The sequence below is a fragment of the Veillonella sp. AF36-20BH genome (genome assembly GCF_003602765.1).
In the GTDB taxonomy this organism is placed as follows: Bacteria; Bacillota; Negativicutes; order Veillonellales; family Veillonellaceae; genus Veillonella; species Veillonella hominis.
In genome coordinates, this window is record NZ_QTLR01000007.1 from 45,005 (window position 1) to 66,196 (window position 21,192).

Annotated in this window: 21 protein-coding genes; 14 read left to right on the forward strand and 7 right to left on the reverse strand. The window is 39.1% G+C overall.

What is annotated here, in order from left to right:
* Nucleotides 1-137 precede the first annotated feature (137 nt).
* The 7 genes from DW000_RS08120 to DW000_RS08150 form a co-directional block, all read right to left on the reverse strand.
* On the reverse strand, nucleotides 138-3,545 hold the full coding sequence (locus tag DW000_RS08120; protein WP_101928437.1) for a DNA polymerase III subunit alpha: 3,408 nt from the start codon (nucleotides 3,543-3,545) through the stop codon (nucleotides 138-140).
* A 12-nt stretch (nucleotides 3,546-3,557) separates the two neighbouring features.
* The gene (locus DW000_RS08125; protein ID WP_101928438.1) at nucleotides 3,558-4,325 is read right to left on the reverse strand and encodes a SprT family zinc-dependent metalloprotease; all 768 of its coding nucleotides are present in this window, start codon (nucleotides 4,323-4,325) and stop codon (nucleotides 3,558-3,560) included.
* 136 nt (nucleotides 4,326-4,461) lie between these two features.
* Nucleotides 4,462-4,881, reverse strand: coding sequence for a hypothetical protein (locus tag DW000_RS08130; RefSeq protein WP_165851009.1), 420 nt, complete (start codon nucleotides 4,879-4,881; stop codon nucleotides 4,462-4,464).
* Nucleotides 4,882-4,998: 117 nt separating this feature from the next.
* On the reverse strand, nucleotides 4,999-5,376 hold the full coding sequence (locus DW000_RS08135) for a hypothetical protein (protein ID WP_101928439.1): 378 nt from the start codon (nucleotides 5,374-5,376) through the stop codon (nucleotides 4,999-5,001).
* A 109-nt stretch (nucleotides 5,377-5,485) separates the two neighbouring features.
* Nucleotides 5,486-5,902 (reverse strand): hypothetical protein, encoded by a 417-nt coding sequence (locus tag DW000_RS08140; protein ID WP_024049304.1) that lies wholly within the window; start codon nucleotides 5,900-5,902, stop codon nucleotides 5,486-5,488.
* A 5-nt stretch (nucleotides 5,903-5,907) separates the two neighbouring features.
* The gene (locus DW000_RS08145; RefSeq protein ID WP_101928440.1) at nucleotides 5,908-6,294 is read right to left on the reverse strand and encodes a hypothetical protein; all 387 of its coding nucleotides are present in this window, start codon (nucleotides 6,292-6,294) and stop codon (nucleotides 5,908-5,910) included.
* A gap of 64 nt (nucleotides 6,295-6,358) precedes the next feature.
* Nucleotides 6,359-6,931 (reverse strand): DUF3969 domain-containing protein, encoded by a 573-nt coding sequence (locus tag DW000_RS08150; RefSeq protein WP_243624566.1) that lies wholly within the window; start codon nucleotides 6,929-6,931, stop codon nucleotides 6,359-6,361.
* A gap of 516 nt (nucleotides 6,932-7,447) precedes the next feature.
* On the opposite strand from DW000_RS08150, the gene DW000_RS08160 reads away from it, so the two are divergent.
* The 14 genes from DW000_RS08160 (at nucleotide 7,448) to tet(M) (ending at nucleotide 21,157) form a co-directional block, all read left to right on the forward strand.
* A complete protein-coding gene (locus tag DW000_RS08160; RefSeq protein WP_000420682.1) occupies nucleotides 7,448-7,762 on the forward strand; it encodes a YdcP family protein in 315 nt (104 codons plus the stop codon).
* A 15-nt stretch (nucleotides 7,763-7,777) separates the two neighbouring features.
* Nucleotides 7,778-8,164 carry a YdcP family protein gene (locus tag DW000_RS08165; RefSeq protein WP_000985015.1) on the forward strand — a complete coding sequence of 129 codons (387 nt, stop codon included), beginning with the start codon at nucleotides 7,778-7,780 and terminating at the stop codon, nucleotides 8,162-8,164.
* A 28-nt stretch (nucleotides 8,165-8,192) separates the two neighbouring features.
* Nucleotides 8,193-9,578: an FtsK/SpoIIIE domain-containing protein gene (locus DW000_RS08170; RefSeq protein ID WP_000813488.1), complete on the forward strand. Its 1,386-nt coding sequence runs from the start codon at nucleotides 8,193-8,195 to the stop codon at nucleotides 9,576-9,578.
* Nucleotides 9,579-9,580: 2 nt separating this feature from the next.
* Entirely contained in the window at nucleotides 9,581-9,733 is a 153-nt protein-coding gene (locus DW000_RS08175) for a hypothetical protein (RefSeq protein WP_000879507.1), read from the forward strand.
* 22 nt (nucleotides 9,734-9,755) lie between these two features.
* Nucleotides 9,756-10,961: a MobT family relaxase gene (gene mobT, locus DW000_RS08180; protein WP_000398284.1), complete on the forward strand. Its 1,206-nt coding sequence runs from the start codon at nucleotides 9,756-9,758 to the stop codon at nucleotides 10,959-10,961.
* 42 nt (nucleotides 10,962-11,003) lie between these two features.
* The gene (locus DW000_RS08185; protein WP_001009056.1) at nucleotides 11,004-11,225 is read left to right on the forward strand and encodes a hypothetical protein; all 222 of its coding nucleotides are present in this window, start codon (nucleotides 11,004-11,006) and stop codon (nucleotides 11,223-11,225) included.
* A gap of 116 nt (nucleotides 11,226-11,341) precedes the next feature.
* The gene (locus DW000_RS08190; RefSeq protein WP_000342539.1) at nucleotides 11,342-11,839 is read left to right on the forward strand and encodes an antirestriction protein ArdA; all 498 of its coding nucleotides are present in this window, start codon (nucleotides 11,342-11,344) and stop codon (nucleotides 11,837-11,839) included.
* Nucleotides 11,840-11,927: 88 nt separating this feature from the next.
* A complete protein-coding gene (locus tag DW000_RS08195) occupies nucleotides 11,928-12,320 on the forward strand; it encodes a conjugal transfer protein (RefSeq protein ID WP_000723888.1) in 393 nt (130 codons plus the stop codon).
* Nucleotides 12,304-14,751 (forward strand): ATP-binding protein, encoded by a 2,448-nt coding sequence (locus DW000_RS08200; RefSeq protein ID WP_000331160.1) that lies wholly within the window; start codon nucleotides 12,304-12,306, stop codon nucleotides 14,749-14,751. The genes DW000_RS08195 and DW000_RS08200 overlap by 17 nt, the downstream gene beginning before the upstream one ends.
* A 2-nt stretch (nucleotides 14,752-14,753) precedes the next feature.
* Nucleotides 14,754-16,931 carry a membrane protein gene (locus DW000_RS08205; RefSeq protein WP_000804748.1) on the forward strand — a complete coding sequence of 726 codons (2,178 nt, stop codon included), beginning with the start codon at nucleotides 14,754-14,756 and terminating at the stop codon, nucleotides 16,929-16,931.
* Nucleotides 16,928-17,929: a bifunctional lysozyme/C40 family peptidase gene (locus DW000_RS08210; RefSeq protein WP_000769868.1), complete on the forward strand. Its 1,002-nt coding sequence runs from the start codon at nucleotides 16,928-16,930 to the stop codon at nucleotides 17,927-17,929. The genes DW000_RS08205 and DW000_RS08210 overlap by 4 nt, the downstream gene beginning before the upstream one ends.
* Nucleotides 17,926-18,858 (forward strand): conjugal transfer protein, encoded by a 933-nt coding sequence (locus DW000_RS08215; RefSeq protein ID WP_001224318.1) that lies wholly within the window; start codon nucleotides 17,926-17,928, stop codon nucleotides 18,856-18,858. Before DW000_RS08210 ends, DW000_RS08215 begins: the two co-directional genes overlap by 4 nt.
* 244 nt (nucleotides 18,859-19,102) lie before the next feature.
* Nucleotides 19,103-19,219: a tetracycline resistance determinant leader peptide gene (locus DW000_RS08220; RefSeq protein ID WP_001791010.1), complete on the forward strand. Its 117-nt coding sequence runs from the start codon at nucleotides 19,103-19,105 to the stop codon at nucleotides 19,217-19,219.
* Between the two features lie 15 nt (nucleotides 19,220-19,234).
* Entirely contained in the window at nucleotides 19,235-21,157 is a 1,923-nt protein-coding gene (gene tet(M) / locus DW000_RS08225) for a tetracycline resistance ribosomal protection protein Tet(M) (RefSeq protein WP_101928442.1), read from the forward strand.
* The last annotated feature ends 35 nt before the right edge of the window (nucleotides 21,158-21,192 follow it).

A 21,192-nucleotide genomic window follows, 5' to 3' on the forward strand; every position in this document is an offset into this window, starting at 1 on the left:
GAAAGCTATCTGTGCCTCACGCAACATATGTTTCTCTACACCATTTATATACTTATTGTATCAAGTATATGCTTATTACATGTTGCACCTATATATGCTCATTACATGTCGCACATACTTGCGTTAACATTATATGTTTACTGTACCTCTACGGAGCCCTCCCCTAGAATAGATTCAATAGCCCTAATGGATTCATCACTAGGGTCAAAGCACATATTTGGTGGCAGATTAATCCGTTTTCGTTGACGGTGTAAATATAATGACGTTGGCACAGAGCCAGCAGTGCTAGTCAACACGCATTTTAAGGCTTCGCTATTTTCTGGTGTATCATATTGGCTATAAATGTGGATTGCCACCTGTTTTGCCTGCCCATAGTTTACCTTTAATGGCGTAATACGGTCTGCAATGATTTGCACACCTTTTTCATCCGCATCAACCCGGCCTTTTACCTTAACAATCATATCGACTGCAATGAATTGCTGGCTTTGACTAAAGACCTTAGGGAATGCCACTACATTAGCCGCACCAGAATAATCTTCAATGCGAAGAATGGACATAACCTCATTGCGCTTCGTCATGCGGTCTGATTTATTTTCGATGAGACCGCCAAAGGTAATGGTTTGACCATCGTATTGCTCTGGATTTTCTACGAGAGCACCCAGTTCAAAGAGGCCCTCCAACTCCTTCGCATATCCTTGCAATGGATGCCCCGTAATGTAAAAGCCGGTATATTCCTTTTCATCCTTTAATTTATCGTCTTCCGATAAATCCTCCACATTGGGAACAGGGATAAAATCGACAGATTCTTCCATATCGCCAAAGAGGTTCATAGTGCCCATAGCGGCATCCTTTTGCTCTTTAGCACCAACGGCTTGTGCGCTTTCATACATGTGCAATAATTGGTTACGATTTTCCTTAAAGCCATCCATAGCGCCGCAGCGAATGAGACTTTCAAGAAGTCGTTTATTAACAACCTTGTTGTCCACTCGTTTACAGAAATCTACTATATCTGTATAGAGGCCGTGCTCATTGCGCTCGCGAATCAAGCGATCGATGGCATTGTCCCCTACATTCTTGATGCCCCCAAGACCGAAACGAATGGCATCACCTTGTACGGCAAAGCTGCGCTCAGAATAGTTAATATCTGGACCGAGCACCTTAACATTGTGTTTCTTGCAGGCATTGATATAGTACGTCAATTTCTGCATATTCTGCATGAAGCTAGTCATGGTAGCAGCCATGAATTCAGGGAAATAGTGGGCTTTCAAGTACGCCGTTTGGTATGCGATGTACGCATAAGCCGCACTATGTGATTTATTAAAGCCATAGCCAGCAAAGTATACGAGCAAGTCGAATACTTCATTTGCAATGGACTCTTCTATACCATTATTTATGGAACCTTGAATAAAGGACTCTCGCTGAGCCTTTAGAACAGATTCCTTTTTCTTACCCATCGCGCGGCGCATTAAGTCCGCTTGCCCAAGGGAGAACCCGCCCATGGCGGATGCAATCTGCATAACCTGTTCTTGGTACAAGATTACACCAAAGGTATCTTTTAATATCGGTTCCAATATAGGATGTAAATAGGTAACCTCTTTTTTACCGTGACGGCGGTCGATAAAGTCCGCCACCATGCCAGAGCCTAGTGGGCCTGGACGGTACAAGGCTACCAACGGAATTAAGTCTTCAAAATGTTCTGGCTTAAGGTCCATAACGAGCTTGGTGATACCTTCTGATTCGAGCTGGAATACGCCAGACGTGTCACCTTTTGTGAGGATATCACACGCTGCCTTATCATCTAGTGGAATAGCATCTAAATCGAGGTCAATACCGCGGTTCGCCTTAATGAGCTTTAAGGCATCCCCCATAACCGTTAAGGTACGGAGGCCCAAGAAGTCCATCTTTAAGAGGCCTAGTTCCTCGATGTTATCCTTATCGTACTGTGTAACAAAGCCTTCTTCGTTGGCATTTTGTACAGGAACGTGGTCATCGAGAGGGTCCGCAGAAATTACGACGCCCGCCGCATGAGTCGATGAATTCCGCGCTATACCTTCTAGCTTTTTACCAAAATCAAATAACTCTTTAACATTGGCATCAGCTTCGTATAAGGCCTTTAACTCTTTCCCTTGCAGAGCCTTATCTAAGGTAATCCCTAGTTCATTGGGTATCATCTTCGCAATGCGGTTTACTTCCGCCAGAGGTAAGTCGAGCACGCGACCTACGTCACGAATTACAGCACGAGCCGCCTCAGTACCAAAGGTAATAATCTGAGATACGCGAGCTTGTCCGTATTTTCGCGTTACATATTCGATAGCTTGACCACGCTTTTCATAGCAGAAGTCAATATCGATATCGGGCATGCTTACCCGCTCTGGATTTAAGAACCGTTCAAAGAGCAAATCGTATTTTAATGGATCGAGACCTGTAATGCCAAGTAGATAGGCCACTACAGAACCTGCCGCTGAACCACGACCAGGACCTACTAAGATATCGTGCTCACGAGCATAGCGTACATAGTCCCATACGATGAGGAAATAGTCCTCAAAGCCCATCGTACCGATAACGTCTAACTCATAGTCTAAACGCTTTTGTAACTCTTCAGACGTTTCACCATAAAGGCGTGGGATTTCTCGTTCACAAACCTTACGTAAATAGGTTTTAGACGTTTCCCCTTCTGGTACATCAAAGTGTGGCAAATGATGTTCGTCGAAATTGAATTCTACGTTACATCGCTCTGCAATTTTTAAAGTGTTTTCGATAGCCCCAGGAATATGTGAGAACAACTGAGCCATCTCATCCCCAGATTTTAGATAGAACTCATCATTAGGGAATTTTAAACGGTCTACCTCGGCACGACGACGGCCTGTAGAAATACATACCTTAATATCTTGCGCGTCCGCATCCTCTTTTAAGACATAGTGGAAGTCATTAGACGCTACGATGCCAAGATCGTATTCCTTACTGAGCTTAATGAGCTCCTCTTGCGCCTTTGCCTCCTCTGGGAGACCATGATTTTGAATTTCTAAGAAGAAATTATCCTTCCCATATGTCTCGATATACCACTCAATAGAGCGTCTAGCAGCGTCCATATTATCTTGCAGAATATACTGAGGGATTTCCCCTTGAATGCAGGCACTGAGGGCAATGATGCCCTTGCTGTATTGGCGTAATAAATCGCGGTCTGCACGAGGGCGATACAACATACCTTCCGTAGATGCTTTAGACACGATTTTTACGAGATTACGATACCCTTCCATGGTCTCCGCCAACAAGATAAGATGTTTTAATCGTTCTCGGCTGCGACCTTCGGGACGATCAAATCGGCTGTTTTCCGTTACATATACTTCACAACCAATGATAGGCTTAACGCCTTGGGCTATACACTCTTTATAGAAATAAATGGCTGCGTACATATTGCCATGGTCCGTAATGGCAAGGGCTGGCTGATTTAACTCCTTCGCACGACGTACCATGTCAGGCAAACGACTAATGCCGTCTAGCAAACTAAACTCTGTATGACTATGTAAATGTACAAATGGCTGCATGGTACACCTCCTTTAAGGGCGATGAGCAAAATACACGTTCAATGACTTCTTGCGAGCCTTCCAATCTGGCAAAAACTGTGCCACTAGATTGTGAAAGTTCTTGGAATGGTCTAAATATTTAAAATGAGCAAACTCATGAACCATGACGTACTCAATATACGCCTGTGGCCCCTCTAATAAGCGCGTGTTCATCTTGATGAGCTGCTTTGCTGGCGTACAAGAACCCCAACGACTCTTCATACGCTGCTGTTTTATGGTTGGCATAGGTACATCAATACCTTGCTTGTGGTAGCGTTGATACACGACCTTTGCCCAGTGGACAAAAACCTTCTCCCCTAAATTACGCCAATAACTTTGCATTAATTTATGCTTTGCTTCATAGGTCGTACCTCGAGGCACTACCATGGTAAGGATGGCTTTTCCGTCAAAGCCAATATGAGGCTTTCCATCCTGCTCAACTAGACGCAACGTAACAGGAATGCCGAGGATTGATAAGCTTTCACCATTCACATACTGCAACGCATCGACGCGCTTGGCATTCAATGCATCAATCTTATAACGAGCCCGCTCAATGAAGGGCATATTCTCGATAACAAACTTGTCCACCCTATAATCCGGCACATAGGCATTCGCCGACACATGGATCACCCCATCCTTTGTAATGCGCATGTTCATATTCTTCACACGCTTGATGGTTAACTCATATTCAATTCTGTCGCCATTATAGGTAATAGACCTAGTTGTTGAAGTATTCATACCTTTTATTTTATCATAAAACACTCATAAAATCGTAAAAATCTGGTGATTTTGATAGGAATTATTCGATATATGCAATATAAAAAATAACAGATAGCTGATTAAAGATAATCAGCTATCTGCTAGGTAATTAAAAATATGCGAGAGACATATCTTCGTTTCAATTTCTTCTTTGTAGTATTAAAATTACTTTATTGGAACCTACTTCTTTAAACAATTCAAGATACACATTAGTCTCATAATCATGTCCAACAATACGATTTTTGTTGATTTCATTCCAGCCTATATTTTGTTTTGAAAGTTCACCTTTAACATCTCCAATTGTAAGAGAGTCGTACGTAATTTCAAGATTATTATTTTGAGCATTTCTACCAGATGTATAATACTTTTCATTTACTTTTTTCGAGGATATGCTTTCTAATTTTTGCTCATATAATTGAAGGCTTTTCATTTGTTCAGGTCTATTAATATACGCATGTAAAAAAGTAAGCCCCATTAGTAGAAATACAAATAAAGCAAAACCCATATATACCTTTACCACCAACGGTATGCTATTCATTTTAAATTTATTTCTATTCATATTCCACCACTAATCTTAATTTTCATTATTATAAAATAAGTAAATAGGGATAATAAAGATGTAATTCTATTTAATATTTTATTATGAATTATTGTTAACTTTAATGCTAATTAAATGTTACCAACTCCAGATTCCAAGAAAGATTAAAAGGATACTCTGTCCTACAGACACAGCAATTCGACCTTTTCCTATAATACTAATGCCATAGCTTTTTCCTTCCTTGCACATAAAATATTCATTGAGATTTTGCTTTAGTGCAAACATTTCCCCCAAAAGAAGAACCGCAAGTATTAACGAAAAAATAGAAACGCTATGTAAAATCGTCCCACCGAAAATAACCATTAATTCAATCATCAATAATTGACCTAATTGTATCATTGTAAGAACAAGGCTTCTCTTAACATTTGCGCCTGCAATAGTTATTGTATTATTTCGTATAATATATATTGCATACATAGCTAGTAAAATACTACATAAGATACGCCCAGCGTTCATAATCTCTTCTAACTCCACTAATACATTTCTGAATAACTTTACCTATATAACTATTCATTAATTATTACGATTAGCACATAACTAATAGTATGGATTCCATTTGTAAAAGTTAGTAATAATATACAATCATAAATTCATTCATGTTAATAGGTTTTACAGATAATTTTAATACTTCTCCACTAGTTTCTTTTTTAAATGTATTAGCCTCTATTTGCTGCCATCCATTTAGAGCTAAAGATTTTTCTATTGTATCCATATTACTATTACTTACTGCATCAACAATAAAATAAGGTCTAACACTACCAATTTCATATTTAAAAGGATAGATGGCATTGATAGTAAAATGCTCACGATGATCAAAACTTTTATATTCATTCCAAATAAGAGCTTGTCTACCAGAATAAATGGATTCCAATGTATTATCTATTTTCTCTAATACAAGAGCACCACTAAATGAGCCTATGATTATTCCTACTACAAATATAATTATTTTTAATTTATTAATAACAACCCTATCGAAAACCATCTTTATCAATCCACCATTTTATATTTAATTCGTATAAAGTCTTCTTTCAACTGGACTCTAATGCTATTGGTATTAAGACCTTCAATAATTTTGTCCTTATTATCATTTATATCAGCTAAGAATCTACTCTGATTATACTTTGCCTTAAAGTCAGTATAGTCAGAATTCTTCACCATAAACTTATCACCAATGCGAGTCCAGTTTATCTCATCAATCAAATCCTCTTTGTAGAGAGAATATCCATATCTGATTAATGCAGAAGAGTTGTCATTATAATGATAATATCGAGTAGTGATACCAACAATTATAATTAGTATAAAGGCTACTACGATACCACCAAACATATATTTAAATAAATTTGCCCCAAGTTCTTTCAATAAACTTATTCGCATATATCTTTATTACATCCTTACCCTTCTATAATATAATCTTCCTTTATACCTATCAAAATCTCTATTAAAATCCTAAGTCTATAAACTCCCCTGAAACTTTAATCTGCCAGAACATCCCTTTAGTGGCTTTTAAATCAATGCCTGTTTCTAACTTGTCAGAACTCACATCATAAAATGGTAATAATACCTGTAATGATGCTAATTTTGCCTTCATAGTAATTAAATCTTTACTTAATTGCCCTGATATATTAGTATCAGCTATCTCTTGTAAATTGGAAATACATGCTTGAAGATCTTCATTCTGAATACGTTCACACGTATATATTTCAGACAAATAGGTCTGTTTAATACAACTTAAGATTGATTCAGAAATAAATTCAGGTTTTTGTAAGACTTCATATAATCCTAACAAAAACAACGCCCAAAATATATCCTCTACATAATCGGTAAAGAAATAGATACCGAGCTTCTCTTCATCATGTGTAGAAATCTTTAACGCTTCAGATAAAGTATTACCCTCTAACTCCCGTTCTATTAAAGCAATCCAACTACTGCATTCAATATCATCTAACGTATCATTTAATGGTGGTATAGGAATCCTACGAGCCATCCACTCATCAACATCCTCTAAACTCATCCCATCTCCAATAATATTTAACAATTTATTGGACAGATGTGCTTTTCTGCACATTAATCGAATTAACATACTAAATATGTAATATTCTAGAATGGTCAAATCAATATAATTTCGTCTATATGCCTTAACAGCACCTAATATAAAGACCACTAAAAATGTATCTAAACATTTTTTATTTTTAAAAATAGCATAAAAATCTAGTTATCCGCATAAAAACTGGACTTATCACACTTTATCAAGGTCAAAACCACTCAATTTACTACTAATTTACTACTTATGAATGAGCTTTGATACGACGATTTATCCTTGAAAAGTGAAGATATAAAGATACTTCCAATAAAATTTGAATATTTAATAGGTAGACACTTCAAAAAATGAGGTGTCTATTTTTTTACCCGATTTTGAAAGGAAGTGAACTTATGAAAACAAAAAATCAAGAATCAAAAGGTCGTTCCCCACTCTTTAAGACCATCAAACATTCATTCAGCCAATAAAAAAGAAAGGATAGGTAAAAATATGGAACTTAAATTTGTGATTCCCAACATGGAAAAAACATTCGGCAATTTAGAATTTGCTGGCGAGGATAAAGTCGTTCAGCGAAGAATCAACGGACGGCTAACTGTCTTATCAAGAAGCTATAATCTCTATTCTGATGTTCAAAGAGCAGATGATATTGTGGTGGTGCTTCCTGCTGAAGCTGGCGAAAAACATTTCGGCTTTGAGGAACGTGTGAAGTTAGTCAATCCACGTATTACCGCAGAGGGCTACAAAATCGGCACTCGTGGTTTTACAAATTACCTTTTACATGCTGACGACATGATAAAAGAATAAAGAAAGAGAGGAAAAATGATGAGATTAGCAAATGGCATTGTATTAGATAAAGACACGACTTTTGGAGAATTGAAATTCTCTGCTCTACGTCGTGAAGTGAGAATCCAAAATGAAGACGGGTCGGTTTCAGATGAAATCAAGGAACGTACCTATGACTTAAAATCCAAAGGACAAGGACGCATGATTCAAGTAAGTATTCCTGCCAGCGTGCCTTTGAAAGAGTTTGATTATAACGCACGGGTGGAACTTATCAATCCCATTGCGGACACCGTTGCTACTGCCACCTATCAAGGAGCAGATGTTGACTGGTATATCAAGGCAGACGATATTGTGCTGACAAAGGATTCTAGTTCATTCAAAGCTCAACCACAAGCAAAGAAAGAACCGACACAAGACAAATAGTCGCTAGGTAGAAAGGAGACTTTTTCGCATGAAACAGCGTGGTAAAAGGATTCGCCCATCTGGTAAAGATTTAGTCTTTCATTTTACGATAGCGTCACTCCTGCCTGTTTTCCTGCTGGTTGTCGGACTGTTTCATGTGAAGACAATCCAGCAGATCAACTGGCAGGATTTTAACCTATCACAAGCAGATAAGATTGACATTCCCTATTTAATTATCAGTTTCAGTGTCGCAATTCTTATCTGCTTGCTGGTAGCGTTTGTATTCAAACGGGTTCGCTATGATACGGTTAAACAACTTTACCACCGTCAAAAACTGGCAAAGATGATACTTGAAAACAAGTGGTATGAATCTGAACAGGTCAAAACAGAGGGTTTCTTTAAAGATAGTGCTGGTCGTACAAAGGAAAAGATAACCTACTTCCCTAAAATGTATTATCGACTTAAAAATGGCTTGATACAGATACGGGTGGAAATCACGCTGGGAAAATATCAAGACCAACTCTTACACTTGGAAAAGAAATTAGAGAGTGGCTTGTACTGTGAGCTGACGGATAAAGAGTTAAAGGATTCCTATGTGGAATATACTTTGCTCTATGACACCATAGCCAGTCGTATTTCTATTGATGAAGTAGAAGCTAAAGATGGTAAACTTCGCTTAATGAAAAACGTATGGTGGGAATATGATAAGCTCCCTCATATGTTGATTGCTGGTGGTACAGGTGGCGGTAAAACTTACTTTATACTGACACTGATTGAAGCCTTGCTTCATACAGATTCAAAACTGTATATTCTTGACCCGAAAAATGCTGATCTTGCGGACTTAGGTTCTGTGATGGCAAATGTCTACTATAGAAAAGAAGACTTGCTTTCTTGCATTGAAACATTCTATGAAGAAATGATGAAACGTAGTGAGGAAATGAAGCAGATGAAGAACTATAAGACTGGCAAAAATTATGCTTACTTAGGTCTCCCGGCACACTTCTTAATCTTTGATGAATACGTCGCTTTCATGGAAATGCTGGGAACAAAAGAAAACACCGCAGTTATGAATAAGCTGAAACAGATTGTCATGTTAGGTCGTCAAGCTGGCTTCTTTCTAATACTGGCTTGTCAACGTCCAGACGCAAAATATTTAGGCGACGGAATCCGTGATCAGTTTAATTTCAGAGTGGCTTTAGGTCGTATGTCTGAAATGGGCTATGGCATGATGTTTGGCAGTGACGTACAAAAGGATTTCTTCTTAAAGCGAATCAAAGGTCGTGGCTATGTTGATGTAGGAACAAGTGTCATATCAGAGTTTTATACTCCCCTTGTACCAAAAGGATATGATTTCTTGGAGGAAATTAAAAAGTTATCCAACAGCAGACAGTCCACGCAGGCGACGTGCGAAGCGGAAGTCGCAGGTGTGGACTGATCTTGCTGGCTGGTGTGGCAATAGCCACGCCAGCACTTAACCCCCCGTATCTAACAGGGGGGTACAAATCGACAGGAAACAGTCAAAAAAACATTAGAAAATCCTTTGGTTACAAGGGATTTACAAAATTTCAGCGTATGTCAAATGGGCTTTAAAAGTTGACATACGCCTTTTTGATTGGAGGGATTTTTACTGAATGAACAAACTTGGTTACAGCATTTAAAAGAAAAACGCTTGGCTTATGGACTATCTCAAAACCGTTTAGCTGTTGCGACTGGTATTACAAGGCAGTATCTAAGCGATATTGAAACAGGAAAAGTCAAGCCATCAGAGGATTTACAGCAGTCCCTTTGGGAAGCTCTGGAACGCTTCAATCCCGACGCTCCCCTTGAAATGCTGTTTGATTATGTAAGAATTCGCTTTCCGACAACAGACGTACAGCAGGTGGTCGAAAACATCTTACAACTGAAACTGTCCTATTTTCTTCATGAGGACTATGGTTTCTATTCTTATTCAGAGCATTATGCTTTAGGCGACATATTCGTCCTTTGCTCCCATGAACTGGACAAAGGAGTTCTGGTGGAATTGAAAGGTCGTGGGTGCAGACAATTTGAAAGCTATCTTCTGGCACAACAAAGAAGCTGGTATGAGTTCTTTATGGACGTTTTGGTGGCTGGCGGTGTGATGAAACGCCTTGACCTTGCCATTAACGATAAGACAGGGATTTTAAATATCCCTGTACTCACTGAAAAGTGCCAACAGGAAGAATGTATCTCCGTCTTCCGCAGTTTTAAAAGCTATCGCAGTGGCGAACTGGTACGCAAAGAGGAAAAGGAATGTATGGGAAACACCCTCTATATCGGTTCATTACAAAGTGAAGTTTATTTCTGTATCTATGAAAAGGACTACGAGCAGTACAAGAAAAATGATATTCCCATTGAAGACGCAGAAGTAAAAAACCGTTTTGAGATTCGATTGAAAAATGAGCGTGCCTATTATGCAGTCCGTGATTTACTCGTCTATGACAATCCAGAGCATACCGCCTTTAAAATTATCAATCGGTATATCCGTTTTGTAGATAAAGACGATTCCAAACCTCGTTCTGATTGGAAACTGAATGAAGAATGGGCTTGGTTTATTGGGAACAATCGTGAACGATTAAAACTAACCACAAAACCAGAGCCTTACTCCTTCCAAAGGACGCTGAACTGGCTATCTCATCAAGTTGCCCCGACCTTAAAGGTTGCGATTAAACTTGATGAAATCAACCAGACGCAGGTTGTAAAAGACATTCTCGACCATGCGAAACTGACAGACCGACACAAGCAGATTTTGAAGCAACAGTCAGTAAAAGAACAGGACGTGATAACAACAAAAAAATAACTCAAATACAAATTCATTGAATATAGAGAGGAGAACATTTTTATGAATTTTGGACAAAACCTTTATAACTGGTTTCTATCAAACGCTCAATCACTGGTGCTTTTAGCAATCGTTGTGATTGGCTTGTATCTTGGCTTCAAGCGTGAGTTTAGCAAACTGATTGGCTTTTTAATTATTGCGATTATTGCGGTTGGCTTAGTCTTCAACGCTGCTGGAGTAAAAGACATTTTACTAGAGCTATTCAATCGCATTATTGGTGCTTAAATAAAACCGTTCTTTTGTGGAATATAAGTGGTTTTCTTATGTTCCGCAAAGGAATGGTACACCAAACGAAGTGCGGTAGGGATTTTTGAATCTCTACAAAGAAAGGACGTGAATATATGGACGATATGCAAGTCTATATTGCGAATTTAGGCAAATACAATGAGGGCGAATTGGTCGGTGCGTGGTTTACCTTTCCCATTGACTTTGAGGAAGTCAAAGAGAAAATCGGCTTGAATGATGAATATGAGGAATACGCCATTCATGACTACGAGTTACCCTTTACGGTTGACGAATACACTTCCATTGGCGAACTCAATCGACTATGGGAAATGGTATCGGAATTACCCGAAGAATTACAATCGGAGCTATCTGCTCTGCTCACTCATTTTTCAAGCATTGAAGAACTAAGCGAACATCAAGAGGATATTATCATTCATTCCGATTGTGATGATATGTATGACGTGGCACGCTACTACATTGAAGAAACGGGTGCTTTAGGCGAAGTACCAGCTAGTCTTCAAAACTATATTGATTATCAAGCCTATGGTCGGGATTTAGACCTTTCAGGAACGTTTATCTCAACCAATCATGGGATTTTTGAAATCGTCTATTAAATCTGTCGGTACATTACTACTGGCAGATTTTCTATTTTACGGGGTGGCTCAATCAGCTACCCCTATTTTTTATGAAAGGATTGATTACATGAAGAAAATACGAAGCTATACCAGTATCTGGTCTGTGGAAAAGGTACTGTATTCTATCAATGATTTTAGACTTCCGTTTCCCATAACCTTTACGCAAATGACATGGTTTGTCGTGTCACTCTTTGCAGTGATGATACTTGGCAACTTGCCCCCTCTTTCCATGATAGAGGGAGCATTTCTCAAATACTTTGGGATTCCTGTGGCTTTCACATGGTTTATGTCTACAAAAACTTTTGATGGTAAAAAGCCTTATGGATTTTTGAAGTCTGTCATTGCTTATGCACTGCGACCAAAGCTGACCTATGCAGGAAAAAAAGTAACGCTTGGCAGAAACCAGCCACAAGAAGCCATTACAGCAGTTAGGAGTGAATTTTATGGCATATCCAATTAAATACATTGAAAACAATCTCGTCTGGAATAAAGACGGGGAATGTTATGCTTACTATGAGCTTGTTCCTTACAATTACTCATTTCTAAGTCCAGAACAGAAAATACAAGTGCATGATTCTTTCAGACAGCTTATCGCACAAAATCGTGATGGCAAAATTCATGCTTTACAAATCAGTACAGAATCCAGCATACGTTCTGCACAAGAGCGTTCCAAAAATGAAGTCACTGGCAAGCTCAAAGCGGTTGCCTATGACAAAATCGACCAACAGACAGACGCTTTAATATCCATGATTGGCGAAAATCAAGTGAACTACCGTTTCTTTATCGGCTTTAAGTTGCTTCTCAACGATCAGGAGTTTTCTATGAAAAGTCTTACCGTTGAAGCAAAAAATGCTTTGTCTGATTTTGTCTATGATGTGAACCATAAGCTGATGGGCGATTTTGTTAGTATGAGTAATGATGAAATCCTGCGTTTTCAGAAGATGGAAAAGCTCTTAGAAAATAAAATCTCTCGTCGTTTCAAAATCCGCAGGTTAGATAAGGACGACTTCGGCTATCTGATTGAACACCTTTACGGACAGACAGGCACTGCCTATGAAGAGTATGAGTACCATCTATCAAAGAAAAAGCTGGATAATGAAACGCTGATTAAATACTATGACTTGATTAAGCCTACTCGCTGTTTGGTGGAAGAAAAACAGCGATATTTGAAAATCCAGCAGGAAGATGAAACCGTCTATGTAGCTTACTTTACCATTAACAGCATTGTCGGAGAACTGGACTTCCCGTCCTCTGAAATCTTCTACTACCAGCAACAGCAATTTACATTCCCGATTGATACGTCAATGAATGTGGAAATTGTAGCGAATCGTAAAGCCCTATCTACTGTCCGCAATAAAAAGAAAGAACTGAAAGACTTGGATAACCACGCTTGGCAAAGTGATAATGAAACCAGCTCCAATGTGGCGGAAGCTCTGGAAAGTGTGAATGAGCTGGAAACCAATTTAGACCAAAGCAAGGAATCTATGTACAAGCTGTCTTATGTGGTAAGGGTATCAGCAAATGATCTTGACGAACTCAAACGTCGTTGTAATGAAGTGAAAGATTTTTATGACGATTTAAGCGTAAAACTGGTACGACCATTTGGGGATATGCTCGGCTTACATGAAGAATTTTTACCTGCCAGCAAGCGTTATATGAATGATTATATTCAATACGTGACCTCTGATTTCCTCGCTGGTTTAGGTTTTGGTGCTACTCAAATGCTGGGGGAAAATGAGGGGATTTATGTTGGCTACAGCTTAGATACTGGACGCAATGTCTATCTGAAACCTGCTCTTGCCAGTCAAGGGGTTAAGGGTTCAGTAACCAATGCGTTAGCGTCGGCTTTTGTTGGTTCGCTGGGTGGTGGTAAATCCTTTGCGAATAACCTTATCGTCTATTATGCGGTGCTTTATGGGGCACAAGCAGTGATTGTAGACCCAAAAGCAGAACGTGGCAGATGGAAAGAAACCTTGCCAGAGATTTCCCATGAAATCAATATCGTCACTCTGACTTCTGATGAGAAAAACAAAGGCTTACTTGACCCTTATGTGATTATGAAAAATCCTAAAGATTCTGAATCACTGGCTATTGATATTCTGACATTCCTTACGGGGATTTCCTCTCGTGATGGGGAACGCTTCCCAATCCTTAGAAAAGCCATTCGTGCAGTAACCAATAGTGAAGTACGAGGGTTGATGAAAGTGATTGAGGAATTACGGGTTGAGAATACGCCACTAAGTACCAGTATAGCCGACCATATCGAAAGTTTTACAGACTATGACTTTGCACATTTATTATTCAGTAATGGTTATGTGGAGCAGTCTATCAGCTTAGAAAAACAACTGAACATTATACAGGTTGCGGACTTGGTACTTCCCGACAAGGAAACTTCCTTTGAGGAATATACCACTATGGAGCTTTTATCCGTTGCTATGCTGATTGTCATTAGTACCTTTGCTTTAGACTTTATCCATACAGACCGAAGCATTTTCAAGATTGTAGATTTAGACGAAGCATGGAGCTTTTTACAGGTAGCACAAGGAAAAACACTATCTATGAAGCTGGTTCGGGCTGGTCGTGCTATGAACGCTGGGGTATATTTCGTGACCCAAAATACAGACGACCTCTTAGATGAAAAACTGAAAAATAACCTCGGCTTAAAATTTGCATTTCGTTCCACTGACCTTAACGAGATTAAAAAGACCTTAGCCTTTTTTGGTGTAGACCCAGAGGACGAAAACAATCAGAAGCGATTGCGTGATTTGGAAAACGGGCAATGCCTTATCAGTGATTTATATGGTCGTGTCGGTGTGATACAGTTCCACCCTGTATTTGAAGAACTGCTCCATGCCTTTGATACCAGACCACCTGTGCGAAAAGAGGTGTAAATGTGAAACCATCAATAGTAAACAGAATAAAATCAAACTGGACGCTGAAACGTCTAGGTAAAGTGGCAATGACAGTGGCTTTCACACTTGTGATTGCCATTTTTCTTTTAGCCATGCTGGGAACGGTGGTTCAAGCTGCGGGCTTGGTAGATGATACGGTCAATGTGGCAAATGAATACAGCCGATACCCACTTGAAAACTATCAACTGGATTTTTATGTGGATAATAGCTGGGGCTGGCTTCCGTGGAACTGGTCGGACGGGATTGGAAAACAGGTCATGTATGGACTATATGCCATTACCAATTTTATTTGGACAATCAGTTTGTATGTTTCCAATGCGACAGGTTACTTAGTACAGGAAGCCTATTCCTTAGACTTCATTTCCGCTACAGCAGATTCCATTGGTAAGAATATGCAGACCTTAGCTGGTGTGAGTGCAAACGGATTTTCAACAGAGGGTTTCTATGTTGGATTCCTCTTACTCTTGATTTTGGTTCTTGGGGTTTATGTTGCCTATACGGGACTGATAAAGAGAGAAACCACAAAGGCAATTCATGCCATTATGAATTTTGTGCTGGTGTTTATCCTATCGGCTTCCTTTATTGCCTACGCTCCCGACTACATTAAAAAAATCAATGACTTTTCATCAGACATCAGTAATGCCAGTTTATCACTTGGCACGAAGATTGTCATGCCCCATTCCGATAGTCAAGGCAAGGACAGCGTGGACTTAATCAGAGATAGCCTGTTTTCCATACAGGTTCAGCAACCGTGGCTACTGCTTCAATACAACAGTTCAGACATTGAAAGTATCGGTATTGACCGTGTGGAAAGCCTGCTCTCCACCAGCCCAGATTCCAACAATGGCGAAGACAGAGAAAAAATTGTTGCGGAAGAAATTGAAGACAGAAGCAATACCAATCTAACCATTACAAAGACCATTAACCGTTTAGGTACAGTCTTCTTCCTATTTGTCTTCAATATTGGGATTTCCATATTTGTATTCCTATTAACAGGAATCATGATTTTCTCGCAGGTACTTTTTATCATCTATGCTATGTTTCTGCCTGTGAGCTTTATTTTAAGCATGATTCCATCATTTGATGGTATGTCAAAACGAGCCATAACAAAGCTCTTTAATACCATTTTGACACGAGCTGGAATCACATTGATTATTACGACAGCATTTAGTATTTCAACCATGCTCTATACCTTATCGGCTGGTTATCCGTTCTTTTTGATTGCTTTTCTACAGATTGTGACCTTTGCAGGAATCTACTTCAAGCTGGGCGATTTAATGAGTATGTTTTCTCTACAGAGTAACGATTCTCAAAGTGTGGGAAGTCGTGTGATGAGAAAACCTCGTATGCTTATGCACGCTCACATGCACCGTCTACAGCGGAAACTTGGACGTTCCATGACTACTCTAGGGGCTGGGTCTGCCATTGTTACAGGTAAAAAAGGACAGTCGGGTTCGGGGAGTTCTGCAAGGACACAAGCAGATCACTCCCGACCAGACGGAAAGGAAAAATCAACACTTGGAAAACGTATCGGTCAAACCATCGGTACAGTAGCTGATACCAAAGACAGAATGGTAGACACTGCTAGTGGTTTGAAAGAACAGGTTAAAGATTTGCCGACCAATGCAAGATATGCAGTATATCAAGGAAAATCCAAAGTAAAAGAGAATGTCCGTGATTTAACCAGTAGTATTTCTCAAACCAAAGCGGACAGAGCCAGTGGACGCAAGGAACAGCAGGAACAAAGGCGAAAAACCATTGCGAAGCGTCGCTCTGAAATGGAACAGGTCAAACAGAAAAAACAGCCTGCTTCTTCTGTTCATGAAAGACCGACTACAAGACAAGAACAATATCATGATGAACAGACCTCAAAACAGTCTAATATTCAGACTTCATATAAGGAATCTCAACAAGCCAAACAAGAGCGTCCAGCAGTTAAGTCCGATTTTTCAAGTCCAAAAGTGGAACGCCAAGGCAATACCGTTCAAGAAAAAACCGTTCAAAAGCCAGCAACTTCAACCACTACAGCAGATAGAACTTCACAACGTCCAATCACAAAAGAACGTCCGTCTACTGTTCAAAGAGTACCACTACAAAATACAAGAAGTAGACCACCAATCAAAACCGCCACCATTAAGAAAGTCGGTAAGAAACCATGAAGTTGAAAACTTTAGTGATTGGTGGTTCTGGATTATTCTTGATGGTCTTCTCACTGCTTCTGTTTGTTGCCATTTTATTTTCAGATGAACAGGACAGCGGAATTTCCAATATTCATTATGGAGGTGTGAATGTTTCCGCAGAAGTGCTGGCTCATAAGCCTATGGTAGAAAAATATGCCAAAGAATATGGCGTTGAAGAATATGTCAACATACTTCTTGCGATTATACAGGTGGAATCGGGCGGTACTGCGGAAGATGTTATGCAGTCCTCGGAATCCCTCGGTCTTCCACCTAATTCATTGAGTACAGAAGAATCCATTAAGCAAGGTGTGAAGTATTTCAGTGAATTATTAGCCAGTAGCGAAAGGCTCAGTGTAGATTTAGAATCGGTTATCCAGTCCTACAATTATGGTGGTGGTTTCTTAGGGTATGTGGCTAATCGTGGAAATAAATATACCTTTGAACTGGCTCAAAGTTTCTCAAAAGAGTATTCAGGTGGCGAAAAAGTGTCTTACCCCAATCCCATAGCCATACCTATCAATGGGGGCTGGCGATACAACTATGGCAATATGTTTTATGTGCAACTGGTAACGCAGTATCTTGTCACAACAGAGTTTGATGATGATACGGTACAAGCCATCATGGACGAAGCACTGAAATATGAGGGCTGGCGATACGTTTACGGTGGAGCTTCCCCGACTACTTCTTTTGATTGTAGCGGACTGACACAATGGACGTATGGAAAAGCTGGAATTAACTTACCACGAACCGCACAACAGCAATATGATGTGACCCAGCATATCCCACTATCGGAAGCACAAGCTGGCGATTTGGTTTTCTTTCATTCTACCTATAACGCTGGCTCTTATATTACTCATGTTGGGATATACCTTGGCAATAACCGTATGTTTCATGCAGGCGACCCAATCGGTTATGCCGACTTAACAAGCCCCTACTGGCAACAGCATTTAGTGGGAGCAGGACGAATCAAACAATGAGAAAGGAAGATTTAATGATGAAATTTAGAAAAAATCAGAATAAAGAAAAACAGATACCAAAGGAAAAGAAACCTCGTGTCTATAAGGTCAATCCTCATAAAAAGGTTGTGATTGCCTTGTGGGTACTTTTAGGGCTTAGTTTCAGCTTTGCGATATTCAAGCACTTTACAGCTATAGATACTCATACTATTCACGAAACAACTATCATAGAAAAGGAATACGTTGATACTCATCATGTAGAAAATTTTGTAGAGAACTTTGCGAAAGTCTACTATTCATGGGAGCAATCCGATAAGTCCATTGATAATCGAATGGAAAGTCTAAAAGGCTATCTGACAGATGAACTTCAAGCTCTCAATGTTGATACAGTACGCAAAGATATTCCTGTATCGTCTTCTGTAAGAGGATTTCAGATATGGACGGTAGAGCCAACTGGCGACAATGAGTTTAATGTAACCTACAGTGTAGACCAGCTCATTACAGAGGGAGAAAATACAAAGACCGTCCACTCTGCTTATATAGTGAGTGTCTATGTAGATGGTTCTGGAAATATGGTACTGGTTAAGAATCCGACCATTACCAACATACCTAAGAAATCAAGTTATAAACCAAAAGCCATTGAAAGTGAGGGGACGGTTGATTCCATTACAACCAATGAAATCAATGAGTTTTTAACGACGTTCTTCAAGCTCTATCCTACAGCGACAGCCAGTGAACTTTCCTACTATGTGAATGACGGGATATTAAAACCAATCGGAAAAGAGTACATCTTTCAAGAACTGGTAAATCCTATTCACAATCGTAAGGATAATCAAGTCACGGTATCGCTGACAGTGGAGTATATCGACCAGCAGACCAAAGCAACGCAGGTATCTCAATTTGATTTGGTACTTGAAAAGAACGGGAGTAATTGGAAGATTATAGAATAACAAATATTGGTACATTATTACAGCTATTTTGTAATCACGTACTCTCTTTGATAAAAAATTGGAGATTCCTTTACAAATATGCTCTTACGTGCTATTATTTAAGTATCTATTTAAAAGGAGTTAATAAATATGCGGCAAGGTATTCTTAAATAAACTGTCAATTTGATAGCGGGAACAAATAATTAGATGTCCTTTTTTAGGAGGGCTTAGTTTTTTGTACCCAGTTTAAGAATACCTTTATCATGTGATTCTAAAGTATCCAGAGAATATCTGTATGCTTTGTATACCTATGGTTATGCATAAAAATCCCAGTGATAAAAGTATTTATCACTGGGATTTTTATGCCCTTTTGGGTTTTTGAATGGAGGAAAATCACATGAAAATTATTAATATTGGAGTTTTAGCTCATGTTGATGCAGGAAAAACTACCTTAACAGAAAGCTTATTATATAACAGTGGAGCGATTACAGAATTAGGAAGCGTGGACAAAGGTACAACGAGGACGGATAATACGCTTTTAGAACGTCAGAGAGGAATTACAATTCAGACAGGAATAACCTCTTTTCAGTGGGAAAATACGAAGGTGAACATCATAGACACGCCAGGACATATGGATTTCTTAGCAGAAGTATATCGTTCATTATCAGTTTTAGATGGGGCAATTCTACTGATTTCTGCAAAAGATGGCGTACAAGCACAAACTCGTATATTATTTCATGCACTTAGGAAAATGGGGATTCCCACAATCTTTTTTATCAATAAGATTGACCAAAATGGAATTGATTTATCAACGGTTTATCAGGATATTAAAGAGAAACTTTCTGCCGAAATTGTAATCAAACAGAAGGTAGAACTGTATCCTAATATGTGTGTGACGAACTTTACCGAATCTGAACAATGGGATACGGTAATAGAGGGAAACGATGACCTTTTAGAGAAATATATGTCCGGTAAATCATTAGAAGCATTGGAACTCGAACAAGAGGAAAGCATAAGATTTCAGAATTGTTCTCTGTTCCCTCTTTATCATGGAAGTGCAAAAAGTAATATAGGGATTGATAACCTTATAGAAGTTATTACTAATAAATTTTATTCATCAACACATCGAGGTCCGTCTGAACTTTGCGGAAATGTTTTCAAAATTGAATATACAAAAAAAAGACAACGTCTTGCATATATACGCCTTTATAGTGGAGTACTACATTTACGAGATTCGGTTAGAGTATCAGAAAAAGAAAAAATAAAAGTTACAGAAATGTATACTTCAATAAATGGTGAATTATGTAAGATTGATAGAGCTTATTCTGGAGAAATTGTTATTTTGCAAAATGAGTTTTTGAAGTTAAATAGTGTTCTTGGAGATACAAAACTATTGCCACAGAGAAAAAAGATTGAAAATCCGCACCCTCTACTACAAACAACTGTTGAACCGAGTAAACCTGAACAGAGAGAAATGTTGCTTGATGCCCTTTTGGAAATCTCAGATAGTGATCCGCTTCTACGATATTACGTGGATTCTACGACACATGAAATTATACTTTCTTTCTTAGGGAAAGTACAAATGGAAGTGATTAGTGCACTGTTGCAAGAAAAGTATCATGTGGAGATAGAACTAAAAGAGCCTACAGTCATTTATATGGAGAGACCGTTAAAAAATGCAGAATATACCATTCACATCGAAGTGCCGCCAAATCCTTTCTGGGCTTCCATTGGTTTATCTGTATCACCGCTTCCGTTGGGAAGTGGAATGCAGTATGAGAGCTCGGTTTCTCTTGGATACTTAAATCAATCGTTTCAAAATGCAGTTATGGAGGGGATACGCTATGGCTGTGAACAAGGATTGTATGGTTGGAATGTGACGGACTGTAAAATCTGTTTTAAGTATGGCTTATACTATAGCCCTGTTAGTACCCCAGCAGATTTTCGGATGCTTGCTCCTATTGTATTGGAACAAGTCTTAAAAAAAGCTGGAACAGAATTGTTAGAGCCATATCTTAGTTTTAAAATTTATGCGCCACAGGAATATCTTTCACGAGCATACAACGATGCTCCTAAATATTGTGCGAACATCGTAGACACTCAATTGAAAAATAATGAGGTCATTCTTAGTGGAGAAATCCCTGCTCGGTGTATTCAAGAATATCGTAGTGATTTAACTTTCTTTACAAATGGACGTAGTGTTTGTTTAACAGAGTTAAAAGGGTACCATGTTACTACCGGTGAACCTGTTTGCCAGCCCCGTCGTCCAAATAGTCGGATAGATAAAGTACGATATATGTTCAATCAGAACCACCCGTAAAACGGGTGGTTTGCTCACGGGCTATAAGCCCGTAG

What these genes read in the sequence shown, in the direction of transcription:
- DW000_RS08120 (WP_101928437.1), bottom strand. Translation starts at nt 3,545, where the DNA reads ATGCAGCCATTTGTACATTTACATAGTCATACAGAGTTTAGTTTGCTA.
- DW000_RS08130 (WP_165851009.1), bottom strand. Translation starts at nt 4,881, where the DNA reads ATGAATAGAAATAAATTTAAAATGAATAGCATACCGTTGGTGGTAAAG.
- DW000_RS08135 (WP_101928439.1), bottom strand. Translation starts at nt 5,376, where the DNA reads ATGAACGCTGGGCGTATCTTATGTAGTATTTTACTAGCTATGTATGCA.
- DW000_RS08140 (WP_024049304.1), bottom strand. Translation starts at nt 5,902, where the DNA reads ATGGTTTTCGATAGGGTTGTTATTAATAAATTAAAAATAATTATATTT.
- DW000_RS08145 (WP_101928440.1), bottom strand. Translation starts at nt 6,294, where the DNA reads ATGCGAATAAGTTTATTGAAAGAACTTGGGGCAAATTTATTTAAATAT.
- DW000_RS08150 (WP_243624566.1), bottom strand. Translation starts at nt 6,931, where the DNA reads ATGAGTTTAGAGGATGTTGATGAGTGGATGGCTCGTAGGATTCCTATA.
- DW000_RS08160 (WP_000420682.1), top strand. Translation starts at nt 7,448, where the DNA reads ATGGAACTTAAATTTGTGATTCCCAACATGGAAAAAACATTCGGCAAT.
- DW000_RS08165 (WP_000985015.1), top strand. Translation starts at nt 7,778, where the DNA reads ATGATGAGATTAGCAAATGGCATTGTATTAGATAAAGACACGACTTTT.
- DW000_RS08170 (WP_000813488.1), top strand. Translation starts at nt 8,193, where the DNA reads ATGAAACAGCGTGGTAAAAGGATTCGCCCATCTGGTAAAGATTTAGTC.
- DW000_RS08185 (WP_001009056.1), top strand. Translation starts at nt 11,004, where the DNA reads ATGAATTTTGGACAAAACCTTTATAACTGGTTTCTATCAAACGCTCAA.
- DW000_RS08190 (WP_000342539.1), top strand. Translation starts at nt 11,342, where the DNA reads ATGGACGATATGCAAGTCTATATTGCGAATTTAGGCAAATACAATGAG.
- DW000_RS08195 (WP_000723888.1), top strand. Translation starts at nt 11,928, where the DNA reads ATGAAGAAAATACGAAGCTATACCAGTATCTGGTCTGTGGAAAAGGTA.
- DW000_RS08200 (WP_000331160.1), top strand. Translation starts at nt 12,304, where the DNA reads ATGGCATATCCAATTAAATACATTGAAAACAATCTCGTCTGGAATAAA.
- DW000_RS08210 (WP_000769868.1), top strand. Translation starts at nt 16,928, where the DNA reads ATGAAGTTGAAAACTTTAGTGATTGGTGGTTCTGGATTATTCTTGATG.
- DW000_RS08215 (WP_001224318.1), top strand. Translation starts at nt 17,926, where the DNA reads ATGAGAAAGGAAGATTTAATGATGAAATTTAGAAAAAATCAGAATAAA.